Below are 12,028 nucleotides of genomic sequence, written 5' to 3' on the forward strand. Positions count from 1 at the left end.
TCTCCCCCACCCGCTACCGGGCCGGCACGACCGGGCTCCCCGCGGGGAATCCGTGTTGACGATCTGTGCCGTTTTCGGGGTACTCCCCTCCATGACAATCGCCGACTATAGCACGCCTGTGGCTCAGAACACCCCACCGGCGGGGTTGGCCTGGACGACGCGAACATCGCCGGGGCTGCCACCGTCGCTGCCGTCATCACCGGAGACGGCGGCGCCGAGGTCGTCGCCGTATCCGTCGTCGAGGTCCTTCGGCGCGTCGGCCGGGTCGGCGCCCTTGATCATCCACAGGATCGTGTCCAGCTCCTCCGGCTTGACCAGCACGTCGCGGGCCTTGGAGCCCTCGGAGGGTCCGACGACGCCGCGGGTCTCCATGAGGTCCATGAGCCGGCCGGCCTTGGCGAAGCCGATACGCAGCTTCCGCTGCAGCATGGACGTGGAGCCCAGCTGGGAGGTGACCACGAGCTCGACGGCCTCGAGCAGGTCATCCATGTCCTTGCCGATGTCCTCGTCGATGTCCTTCTTGGCGTCGGCGGCCTTGTCCTCGGTGACACCCTCAGTGTAGTTCGGGGCGGCCTGATTCTTGGCGGCCTCGACGACCGCCTGGATCTCCTCGTCGGTGACGAAGGAGCCCTGCAGGCGCTGCGGCTTGCCCGCACCCTGGGGGATGAACAGTGCGTCACCCATGCCGATGAGCTTCTCGGCGCCGGCCTGGTCGAGGATGACGCGGGAGTCGGTGAGCGAGGAGGTGGCGAACGCCAGGCGGGAGGGCACGTTCGTCTTGATCAGACCGGTGACCACGTCGACGGAGGGTCGCTGCGTGGCCAGGACCAGGTGGATACCGGCCGCACGGGCCTTCTGGGTGATGCGGACGATCGACTCCTCGATCTCCTTCGGGGCGGTCATCATGAGGTCGGCGAGCTCGTCGACGACACAGACGATCATCGGGTACGGGCGGTACTCACGCTGGGAGCCCAGCGGCGCCTGGATCTCACCGGCCTTGACCTTGCGGTTGTAGTCCTTGATGTGACGCACGCGGGCGGACTTCATGTCCATGTACCGCTGCTCCATCTCCTCGACGAGCCACTGCAGCGCGGCCGAGGCCTTCTTCGGCTGGGTGATGATCGGCGTGATCAGGTGCGGGATGCCCTCATAGGGGGTCAGCTCCACCATCTTCGGGTCGACGAGGATGAGGCGGACCTCCTCCGGCGTGGCCCGGGTGAGCAGGGAGACGAGCATGGAGTTGACGAACGCGGACTTACCCGAGCCGGTGGAGCCGGCGACGAGCAGGTGCGGCATCTTCTGCACGCTGGCGGAGACGAACTCACCCTCGATGTCCTTGCCCAGCGCGATGAGCATCGGATCGTGGTTGCCCCGGGTCGCCGGCGCATTGAGCACGTCGGCGAGACGAACCATCTCACGGTCGAGGTTGGGCACCTCGATACCGACGGCGGACTTGCCCGGGATCGGGGTGAGCAGTCGGACGTTCTCGGTCGCCACGGCGTAGGCGAGGTTGGACTGCAGGTTGGTGATCTTGGAGACCTTGACACCCGGGCCGAGCTCGACCTCGTAGCGGGTGACCGTCGGGCCGCGGGAGAAGCCGGTGACGGTGGCGTCAATCTTGAACTCGGTGAACACGTCGGTGATCGCCTCGATCATCCGGTCGTTGGTCTCCGTGCGGGTCTTCGGCGGTGCACCGGCGACGAGCAGGTCGGTGCTCGGCAGCTGGTAGTCGCTCTCGCTCTCCGGTTGGCGGGCCTCGGGGACGGGGACGTCCTTCTCCAGCTCGGACTTCGGGGTGGCGGCGGGGATGGCGGCGGCGTCGATACCGGAACGGGCGACAATCGCCTGGCGGATCGCCTCCCGGGAGGTGTCCACCGCATCCGGGGTATCCGTGACGGCCGGAAACTCGTCGGTGTCGGAGATGTCCTTCGCCGCACCCGTGACGGGGGTGTTGAACAGCGTGTGCTGCGTGTCGTGCTCGAACTCCCCCTCGTTGTCCGGCTCCTCGACGGGGTAGTTGTCCAACGGAGTGCTTATCGACGCCCGCGTGGGTCGCTCTGCCCGCTCCGCTCTCGGTGCCCGCAGTGCCCGCGGCGTGGAACGGCGTTCCGGGAGCGCCCGGGGGGTGCGCTCGCGCCCCTCGGCCAGGTCCTCGATGTCGTCGGCGACGTGGCCGTAGAGGTCATCGTCATCCTCGTCAGCGTAACCGTCGTCGCCGATGCGGCGGCGGGACTCGTTGATCTGCTCGCGGAGGAAGTCAACGGCCTGGCGGGTGGTGATGCCGGTGACCTTGAGGGCACCGTAGACGATGACGAGGATGAGCAGCGGGATGGCCACGTAGGCGCTGAATCCCGCGGCCAGCAGCCCGCCGGTCCATGCACCGATCGCGCCACCGGCGGTCAGTCGCCCCTCCCAGTCGGCGGGGTTGCCGGCGAACAGGTGCACGAGTCCGAGCATGGCCACGACGATGAGGACGGTGCCCACGGCTATGCGGGAGCGGTCCCCGGGGCCTGACGCAGATTGAGCATGAGGGCGATGGCCGCGCCCACGAGGGCGACCGGCAGCACCAGGGCGCCCGCACCGATGGCCAGGTGTGCCGCCGTGGAGATCGCGGCACCGATGGGACCGGCGATGTCGAGCCACACAGAGGCGCCGAGCACGGCGGCCAGACCGATGAGGAGCAGGGCCAGTCCGTCGAGGTCGGCCTCCGCGCGGGAATCTGCGGTGTCGTCCGGACTGTCGGCCTGCTTGTCGATCACCGTGGTGGTGTCCTCTTCCTCGTAGTAGTCGTCATCCCGGCGTCGGCCGAGACGACCCGCCCCACGGGTGAGGTTGCCCACCCCTCGCGCCGACGCACCGAAGATGGCTCCGAGGCCGTCCCCGACCGCACGGAAAGCGCTGCCGGTCCTCTCCTCGGAGGTCTCGGCAGCGCGGAACGCGGTCGTGGTGGGCGCCGTCTGAGCGCTCGACCGGGCGCGGGAGGACCCGGCGGGACGGGTGCGGTCGGCCGACCGCCCCTTGTCGCGGGCGCGGGCCGGGGAGCGCTTGGTCGATCGTGGTGACGAGCTTCGAACAGACATGGCCCCCACTGTAGTGGCTCCCACCCCACTAATCACATTAGCCACACCGGAACCACAGGCAGAATTTCGCCCCGGCCAATCAAGGTCAGAGGCTTGATCGGTGGATGTCCTCCGGGTTCCCGTCGACGGTCACCTCCACCGCCTCCCGGCCGTAGACCCACAGCAGGAGCTCGCCGACGTCACCACTGACCCGGACCACAGCGTCCCCGTCGGGTGAGACTCCCCGTTTATCGGCGGTGACGATACGCGGCTGATCCGTCGGCAGGAGGATCACCGGGACAGCCGACTTGGCCAGCATCCGCGGGGCGATCATCTTCAACGTCTTGTACAGCTGCCCGTTGACCGCCGCACTGAAGTCGCGCGGCTCCACGACTCCCCCACCCCGACGAACGTCCTCGTGATGGATGAAATGCTCGGCGGTGTTCATCACCGGGTCGATGTAGCGGACAGGGTTGAACCGGCCCGGGCCCTCACCCCAGTCGCGGACAATGTCAGCGTAGTCCCGCTGCTCCTCCTTGCGGGTGGCCTTGTCCACCAGACCCTGGGCGGCCGGGGCGATGATTCCGGCGGCGGCCATCGGGTTGGTCTCCCGCAGGAGCAGATGGACAGCCAGGTCCTTGGTGGTCCAGCCCTCGCACAGGGTCGGTGCGTCGGGGCCGAGCTCGAGGAACAGGTCGGCCAGGCGGCGTCGTTCAGCGCTGGAAAAAGTCATGCACCCCAGCATAGGTGCTGGGGTGCATGAGAGGGTGTGGCCGGAAACTACAGCGACGGGCGGGCCGAGGCGTGGACCTCGTCGTCGTCGATGTGGTGGTCCAGGTCCGAGGACATCGGGACGACCGTCGGCAGGATCATCGGCTCACGACGCCACTTCTGCTCCACGAAGCGGGAGACCTTGCGACGCAGCTGCTGGACCATGCGGTACGGGTCGTTCTCGCCTTCGGCGGCGAGATCGTTCATGACCGTCTCCACGAGTTCCTTGACCTCCGGCATCATGGTGCGCGACTCGTCGGAGAAGCCCTTGGTGTCCACCCGCGGCGCCTCCATGAGGCGGCCGGTGCGGTTGTCGATCACCGCGGTGATGTTGATGAGACCACCCGAGGCGAGGCTGGTACGGTCCGCGAGCACGTCCGCGTCCACGTCACCCATCTTGGTGCCGTCGACGTAGAGATGACCGACGGGCAGCTGACCGACCACCTGGGCACGGCCGTCGACGAGGTCGACGACGACGCCGTTCTGCGCGAGGACCACGTTGTTCCGGTCGACACCGGTGGAGATGGCCAGTTCCTTGTTGGCGCGCAGGTGGCGCCACTCGCCGTGGACCGGCATGGCGTTCTTCGGGCGGGCCGCGTTGTAGAGGAACAGCAGCTCACCGGAGTAACCGTGGCCGGAGGTGTGGACCTTGGCGTCCTTGCCGGTGATCACGGTCGCGCCGATCTGGGCGAGCATGTTGATGACACCGAACACGGCCTCCTCATTGCCCGGGACGAGCGAGGAGGACAGGATGATGAGGTCGCCGTCGCGGACGGTGATCTGACGGTGTTCACGACGGGCCATGCGGGACAGGGCCGCCATCGGCTCGCCCTGGGTACCGGTGGTGATGAGCATGACCTTGTGCGGCGCCATGCGGGAGGCGTCGTCCATGGAGACGATGGTCCCGCGCGGGGCCTTGAGGTAACCCATCTTCTCGGCGATCTCCATGTTGCGGATCATGGAGCGGCCGTTGAAGGCGACCTTGCGGCCGGCGGCCACGGCGGCGTCGACCGCCGCCTGGACGCGGTAGACGTTGGAGGCGAAGGAGGCGAGGATGACGCGCTGCTTGGCCTCCATGACCAGGCGCTTGATGGTCGGGGCGACGTCGGCCTCCGAGCCGGAGACACCCGGGGTGGTGGCGTTGGTGGAGTCACAGAGCATGAGGTCCACGCCCTCGTCACCGAAGCGGGACAGGGCCGGCAGGTCGGTCGGGCGACCGTCCGTCGGGGTCTGGTCCAGCTTGATGTCGCCGGTGTGGATGACCAGGCCGGCACCCGTCTTGATGGCCAGGCCCAGGCAGTCCGGGATGGAGTGGTTGACGGCCCAGAAACGGATGTTGAACGGGCCGCGGTTCTCGTCGGACTGCTCGTTGACCTCGATGAGCTTCGGACGCAGGCGGTGCTCCTGGCACTTCGCCGCGATGAGGGCGGCGGTGAAGCGGGAGGCGAGGATCGGGATGTCCGCACGCAGCTTGAGCAGCCACGGGATCGCACCGATGTGGTCCTCATGGCCGTGGGTGATCACGAGCGCGTCGATGCGGTCGAGGTGGTTCTCGATGGGACCGAAGTCCGGCAGGATCAGGTCGACGCCCGGCTCACCCGAGGACGGGAAGAGCACACCGCAGTCGACGATCAGCAGACGGTTGTTGTACTCGAAGACCGTCATGTTGCGGCCGATCTCGGAGATACCGCCGAGCGCGTAGATGCGCAGGCCGTTCTTCGGGGCCTTCGGCGGCTCCGGCAGACGCTTGGTCAGATCAGCGCCCTGCATGGACTTGACCACGTTGCGACGACCGCGGCCGCCACCCTTCTGGTCCTGTCCCTGGTTGTTCTGGTTGCCGCCGTTGCGGCCACCACGGTCACCGCGACCCCGCGGCCGCCGCCGCGCTTGTTGGCGCTGCGACCGCGGTTGTTGCCGTCGCCGCCGTTCCGGTTGTTGTCACCGTTGTCGCGGGCCCCGGAGTTCTCGGAAGAGTTGTTGGCGGGGGCCGACTTCTCGGCGGTGTCGGCGGACGCACCGGTGGCGTCGCCGTTCGTCACCTTTTCAGGTGCCTGGAAGACGGGCGAGCCGGTGGTGGTGGCCTCCGGCGGGCCGGCCTTGCGGCTGACCTTCCTGGGACGATTACGGGATTCAGTCATATTTAAAGGACTCCAGCCTTTTCCATGTTACGGCGGAGGTCCGCGATCTCCTGCTCGTCAGGCGCGACGACAGGCAGCCGGGGATCCCCCACCTCGAAGCCCTGCAGACGCAGAGCAGATTTGGCCATGCTGACACCACCCAGGCGGGCCTGGGACTCGATCAGCGGGGCAAGAACAGTGGCGTTGATCTCCCGCGCGCGGGCGAGGTCGCCTTCCTCGAAACTCGTGTACAGCTCACGCAGAGGACCCGGGGCGGCATGCCCGACGACGGAGATGAACCCGGAGGCGCCGAGAGACAGCCACGGGATGTTCAGCGGATCGTCGCCGGAGTACCAGGCCAGGCCGGTCTCGTGCATGAGCTGGGCAGATTCGGCCATGTTGCCCTTCGCGTCCTTGACGGCGAGGATCGTCGGGACCTCCGCCAGGCGGCGGATCGTGTCCGCCTCGATGGGGATGGAGGAACGCGGCGGGATGTCGTACAGGCAGATCGGCAGATCCGTGGCGCCTGCGACGGCCGAGAAATGCTGGAAGAGGCCTTCCTGGCTGGGCTTGGAATAGTACGGGGTGACCACCAGCAGGGCGTCTGCGCCCGCGTCGGCCGAGGCCCGTGCCAGCTCGATGGAGGCCGCGGTGTTGTTGGTTCCCGCGCCGGCGATGAGCTTGGCGCGGTCCCCCACCTCCTCCTTCACAGCTTTGAGCAGGTTCAACTTCTCCGCGACGGTGGTCGTCGGAGACTCCCCGGTGGTTCCCGCGAGAACCAACGAGATCAAGGCCGTTGTCGACCAGATGCGCGGCGAGGCGTCGTCCAGCGTCAATATCAAGTGCGCCGTCACGGTCGAACGGGGTGACCATGGCAACGCAGACGGTACCGAAGTGCTCGGCTCCGGTCTTCGCTGTCAAACCTGTACTCATGAGCGTCAAGGGTACCCGCTCGGCACCCGAACAGGCGCATCGACTCGGACACGACCGGGCTACAGCCCGGTTGCGTAGGGGCTGACCGCCATCTCGGAGCCGTCCGCCAGCGTGGAGATCTGGAAGTCGGAGAACAACACCGGCGACTGGGCTGACAGGGCGCGCAGGCACGCGACGGCCAGGGCCCGGATCTCCACGTCCGCATGCTCGGTGGCGCGGGCGCCGATGAAGTGGCGCCAGGCACGGAAGTTGCCGGTGACCACGATGCGCGATTCCGTCGCGTTGGGCAGGATGCTCCGTGCGGCCTGGCGCGCCTGCTTCTTGCGGAGCAGGGCGTTGGGCTCGTCGGCGAGCTTCTCCTCGAGGGCGTCGAGAAGCTCCTGGTAGACGAACCGGGACTCGTTCACGGCACGCAGCATGAGCTCGCGGAGCTCCGGATCGCCCGCGATAAGCGGCGGGAGGACCACCTCGGAGTCGTCCGGATGGATGAAACGCTGCGAGAGCTGGGAGAAGCTGAAGTGGCGGTGCCGGACGAGCTCGTGCGTCGCCGCGCGGGAGATCCCCCGGATGTACAACGTCGCGGTGGGGTGCTCCAGGAGGGCGTGGTGCCCGACCTCCATGATGTGGCGCAGGTAGGCGTCGTTGGCGGCGGTGCGCTGGTTGGGCTTGTCGAATGTCTCGTAACATGCCCGACCGGCGAACTCGACGAGCGCCTCCGCATCCGTCGCGGTCTCGTCGACCTGCCAGTCCACCCCGGTGGGTGCGCGGAACTCAGTGGCGGCGATGAGCTGGACGTCCAGCTCCACAGGGATGGCCACCGTCAGATCTCCAGGTAGGAGTCGAGCCCCACCGTCAGCCCCTTATGGGAGGCGATCTCCCGCACGCCGACGAGCACACCGGGGACGAAGGAGGTGCGGTCATAGGAGTCCTGGCGGATGGTCAGGGTCTGGCCCTGGGCGCCGAAGATGATGTCCTCGTGCGCGACCATGCCGGTCATGCGCACGCCGTGGACCCGCACCCCGTCGACGTCCGCGCCGCGGGCACCGTCGAGGGTCTGCTCGGTGGCGTCCGGGATCGGGCCGAGGCCGGCGTCCTTCCGCGCCTGGGCGATGCCCCGCGCAGTGTGGATCGCCGTGCCGGAGGGGGCGTCGAGCTTGTTCGGGTGGTGGTACTCGACGACTTCGGCGGAGTCGAAGAATCGAGCCGCCTGCGTGGCGAAGGCCATCGCCAGCACCGCCGAGATGGCGAAGTTCGGGGCGATGAGCACATGCCCCGCACCCTCGGCACCGCACCACTCGCGGACCTGGGTCAGCCGCTCCTCATCGAAACCGGTGGTACCCACCACGGCATGGATCCCGTGGCCGATGCAGAACTCCAGATTGTCCATGACCACACCCGGGGTGGTGAAGTCCACGACGACCTGCACCTCATTGTCCACCAGCACCTGGAGGTCATCCCCGTGGTCGACCCGGGCCACCAGCTCCAGATCGTCGGCGGCCTCCACGCCCTCGCACACGGCCGACCCGACGCGACCCTTCGCCCCGAGAACTCCAACCCTGATCGTCATGCTGCCTCCTGTGTGCTCTGCTCTGTCGCTGCTTTCTACGCCCACCCAGTGTAGGCGGGCGCCGGTAGTCTGTCGGCATGCGTATCAACATCACCAGCATCTACGTCGACGACCAGTCCGCCGCCCTCGCCTTCTACCGCGACGTCCTGGGTTTTCAGGTACACCACGATGTCCCGGTCGACGGTGACGCCCGGTGGCTGACCCTCGTCTCCCCCGACCAGCCCGACGGGCCCGAACTACTTCTCGAGCCCATGGGGCACCCCGCGGCGCGGGCCTTCTGCGAGGCTCTCTATGCGGACGGCATGCCGTTCACCCAGTTCGCGGTCTCCGACCTCGCGGCGGAGTACCGGCGCCTGAGTGAGACCGGGGTGCGGTTCACCATGGAGCCGACCGCGGCCGGCCCGGCGACCGTCGCCGTGTTCGATGACACCTGCGGTCACTACATCCAGCTCATCGAGGAATAGGTCGACCGACACGGCGGCGAAGGTTGCAACTGGGAGTCAAAACACCGGTACTCCTGTTCTTCCTGGCAGATCGCATCTACGGTAAAGGTATGAAAACACATGCGTCTCTCCCGTCACTCGCGCTGCTGACCGCCACGTCGTTGGTCCTCGTCTCCTGCGGCACCGGCGGCGGCACCACCCCAGATAACTCGGACCCGCCCGCCCCGTCGACCGTGACATCCACGGCCTCTCCGTCGCCGGCCACCCAGCAGTCACGGGGCGCGGCCACCACGACGGAAGGTGCAGATGAGACCCCCGCCGACGAGCCCGGCACCTCCGCCTTGGGCTCCCCCGACATGTCGGTGAAGATGCAGCCGCCGGGCGGCGAGCAAGAACTCATGGTCACCGGCATCCGCGTCGGTGAACATGAGGGATTCGACCGAGTGGTCTTCGACCTCGCCGGCGAGGGTGAGCCCGGCTGGTACGCCGAACTGACCGACACTCCCGCCCAGCAGGGATCCGGATTCCCCGTGGAGTACGAGGGCGCCACCGCTCTCTACCTCACCATCCAGGGCACCCCCTACCCCACCGGCACGGACCGGGACGCTGATCTCATCGACCACGGCCCGCACCCGGGTGGTGGCGGGATCACCGGCATCAACTTCTCCAGCGTCTTCGAGGCTCACTCCGAGTTCATCATCGGCCTCGACGGCCGGTACCCGTTCTCGGTGACCTACCTGGAGGGCCCGAAGCGCGTGGTGGTGGACTTCGTCAGGCAGTAGCACCGTCAGATCTGGCGACGCTCCGGGCTAGATGACGCGGGCCAACCCCACCGACGCCGAACGCCCCTGCTCACGGGTGAACAGGGGCGTCGTCAAGCGGTGGATCAGTCCTCGACGGGGACCAGGGAGATCTTGCCGCGGTTGTCGATGTCCGCGATCTCGACCTGGAGCTTGTCACCGACGTTGACCACGTCCTCGACCTTCTCGATGCGCTCGTCGCCGCCGAGCTTGGAGATGTGGACCAGGCCGTCGCGGCCCGGGGTCAGGGAGATGAACGCGCCGAACGGCACGGTCTTGACCACGGTGCCCAGGTAGCGCTCGCCGACCTTGGGCAGCTGCGGGTTGGCGATGGAGTTGACCTTCTCGATCGCGGCGTCCGCGGCCTTGCCGGTGGCGGCGGAGACGTAGACGGTGCCGTCGTCCTCGATGGAGATGTCGGCGCCGGTCTCCTCCGTGATGGAGTTGATGGTCTTGCCCTTCGGGCCGATGAGCTCACCGATCTTGGACACCGAGACCTTGACGGCGGTGATCTTCGGGGCGAACTCGGACATCTCGTCCGGGGTGTCGATGACATCGGCCATCGTGTCCAGGATGGTGGTGCGGGCCTCCTTGGCCTGCTCCAGGGCATCGGAGAGCACCTTCGACGGGATGCCGTCGAGCTTGGTGTCCAGCTGGAGGGCGGTGATGAACTCGGAGGTGCCGGCGACCTTGAAGTCCATGTCGCCGAACGCGTCCTCGGCACCGAGGATGTCGGTCAGGGCGACGTACTCGGTCTCGCCGTCGACGTCACCGGAGACGAGGCCCATGGCGATGCCGGCGACCGGGGCGCGCAGCGGCACACCGGCGTTGTACATCGACAGGGTGGAGGCGCAGACGGAACCCATGGAGGTCGAACCGTTGGAGCCGAGGGCCTCGGAGACCTGGCGGATGGTGTACGGGAACTCCTCGCGGGACGGGATCACCGGCACCAGGGCACGCTCGGCGAGGGCACCGTGGCCGATCTCGCGGCGCTTCGGGGAACCGACGCGGCCGGTCTCACCGGTGGAGTACGGCGGGAAGTTGTAGTGGTGGATGTAGCGCTTGGACTTCTCCGGGGACAGCGAGTCGATCTGCTGCTCCATCTTGAGCATGTCCAGGGTGGTCACGCCGAGGATCTGGGTCTCGCCGCGCTCGAAGAGGGCGGAGCCGTGGGCGCGCGGGATGAGCTCGACCTCGACGCTGAGGTCACGGATGTCGGTGACACCGCGACCGTCGATACGGAAACCCTCGGTGAGGATCTTCGAGCGGACGATGTTCTTCATCACGGCGTTGAAGGCCGCGCGGACCTCCTTGGCGGCGTTCGGGTTCTCGGCGAAGGAGCCGACGAGCTGCTCCTCGATCTCCACCATGTAGTCGTTGGAGGCGTCCTCGCGCTCGTGCTTGCCCTTGATGGTCATGATCTGGGCGAGCTTCTTCGAGGCCTTCTTCTCCACGGCCGCGAACACGTCGTCGGTGTAGGCCGGGAACAGCGGGAAGTCCTGGGTCTCCTTGGCGGTGCGCTCGGCCAGCTCGGCCTGCGCCTTGCACAGGGTCTCGATGAACGGCTTGGCCGCCTCGATGCCCTCGGAGACGGTGGACTCGGTCGGTGCCGGGGCGCCGTCCTTGATCAGGTCGTAGACGTTGTTGCCGGCGCCGGCCTCCACCATCATGATGGCGACGTCCTCGGTGGTCTTCCGACCCTGCTTACGCTCGACCATGCGGCCGGCGACGACCATCTCGAACACGCACTGCTCGCGCTGCGCCTGGTTCGGGAAGGCGACCCACTGGCCCTTCGGGTGCTTGTCATCGGCGATCAGGGCGATGCGCACGCCACCGACCGGGCCGGAGACCGGCAGACCGGAGAGCTGGGTGGCGGCGGAGGCGCCGTTGATGGCCACCACGTCGTAGTAGTCCTCCGGAACCTGGGACATGACGGTGATGACGACCTGGACCTCGTTGCGCAGACCCTTCACGAAGGTCGGGCGCAGCGGACGGTCGATCAGCCGGCAGGCCAGGATCGCGTCGGTCGACGGGCGACCCTCGCGGCGGAAGAAGGAACCGGGGATACGGCCGGCGGCGTACATCCGCTCTTCCACGTCCACGGTCAGCGGGAAAAAGTCGAAGCCCTCGCGGGGCTGGTTCGATGCCGTGGTGGTGGCCAGCAGCATGTTGTCCTCATCCAGGTACGTGGTGACGGAGCCACCGGCCTGACGGGCGAGCTGCCCGGTCTCGAAGGTGATGGTGCGCTGACCGAAGTCGCCGTTGTCGATGTGGGCCTTAACTTCGGTGATGCCGAAATCTTCATCAACGTTGATTTCAACGTTTGTCATAGGGGGTT

At 67.4% G+C, this 12,028-nt stretch carries 6 protein-coding genes and 3 pseudogenes; 2 read left to right on the forward strand and 7 right to left on the reverse strand.

Annotated elements, in window-relative coordinates:
• Window positions 1-123: 123 nt before the first annotated feature.
• The 6 genes and pseudogenes from QP029_RS12250 to dapB all read right to left on the reverse strand — a co-directional run bounded on the left by QP029_RS12250 (window position 124) and on the right by dapB (window position 8,447).
• Window positions 124-3,080 (reverse strand): annotated as a pseudogene (locus QP029_RS12250) (FtsK/SpoIIIE family DNA translocase).
• Window positions 3,081-3,165: 85 nt separating this feature from the next.
• Window positions 3,166-3,792, reverse strand: a complete 627-nt coding sequence (locus QP029_RS12255; RefSeq protein ID WP_284874546.1) for a TIGR03085 family metal-binding protein — start codon at window positions 3,790-3,792, stop codon at window positions 3,166-3,168.
• Window positions 3,793-3,839: 47 nt separating this feature from the next.
• Window positions 3,840-5,869 (reverse strand): annotated as a pseudogene (locus QP029_RS12260) (ribonuclease J).
• Window positions 5,870-5,970: 101 nt separating this feature from the next.
• Window positions 5,971-6,880 (reverse strand): annotated as a pseudogene (dapA, locus tag QP029_RS12265) (4-hydroxy-tetrahydrodipicolinate synthase).
• Between the two features lie 59 nt (window positions 6,881-6,939).
• The gene (gene thyX / locus QP029_RS12270; protein WP_284874547.1) at window positions 6,940-7,698 is read right to left on the reverse strand and encodes an FAD-dependent thymidylate synthase; all 759 of its coding nucleotides are present in this window, start codon (window positions 7,696-7,698) and stop codon (window positions 6,940-6,942) included.
• A 2-nt stretch (window positions 7,699-7,700) separates the two neighbouring features.
• Window positions 7,701-8,447, reverse strand: a complete 747-nt coding sequence (gene dapB, locus QP029_RS12275) for a 4-hydroxy-tetrahydrodipicolinate reductase (RefSeq protein WP_284874548.1) — start codon at window positions 8,445-8,447, stop codon at window positions 7,701-7,703.
• A gap of 77 nt (window positions 8,448-8,524) precedes the next feature.
• Here dapB and QP029_RS12280 point away from each other — a divergent pair, with 77 nt between their 5' ends.
• Window positions 8,525-8,911 (forward strand): VOC family protein, encoded by a 387-nt coding sequence (locus QP029_RS12280; protein WP_284874549.1) that lies wholly within the window; start codon window positions 8,525-8,527, stop codon window positions 8,909-8,911.
• An 89-nt stretch (window positions 8,912-9,000) separates the two neighbouring features.
• A complete protein-coding gene (locus tag QP029_RS12285; protein ID WP_284874550.1) occupies window positions 9,001-9,672 on the forward strand; it encodes an AMIN-like domain-containing (lipo)protein in 672 nt (223 codons plus the stop codon).
• Window positions 9,673-9,776: 104 nt separating this feature from the next.
• Here QP029_RS12285 and QP029_RS12290 read toward each other — a convergent pair whose 3' ends face one another.
• Window positions 9,777-12,020 (reverse strand): polyribonucleotide nucleotidyltransferase, encoded by a 2,244-nt coding sequence (locus tag QP029_RS12290; RefSeq protein WP_284874551.1) that lies wholly within the window; start codon window positions 12,018-12,020, stop codon window positions 9,777-9,779.
• Between the last annotated feature and the right edge of the window lie 8 nt (window positions 12,021-12,028).

Source organism: Corynebacterium suedekumii (genome assembly GCF_030252185.1).
Classification (GTDB): domain Bacteria; phylum Actinomycetota; class Actinomycetes; order Mycobacteriales; family Mycobacteriaceae; genus Corynebacterium; species Corynebacterium suedekumii.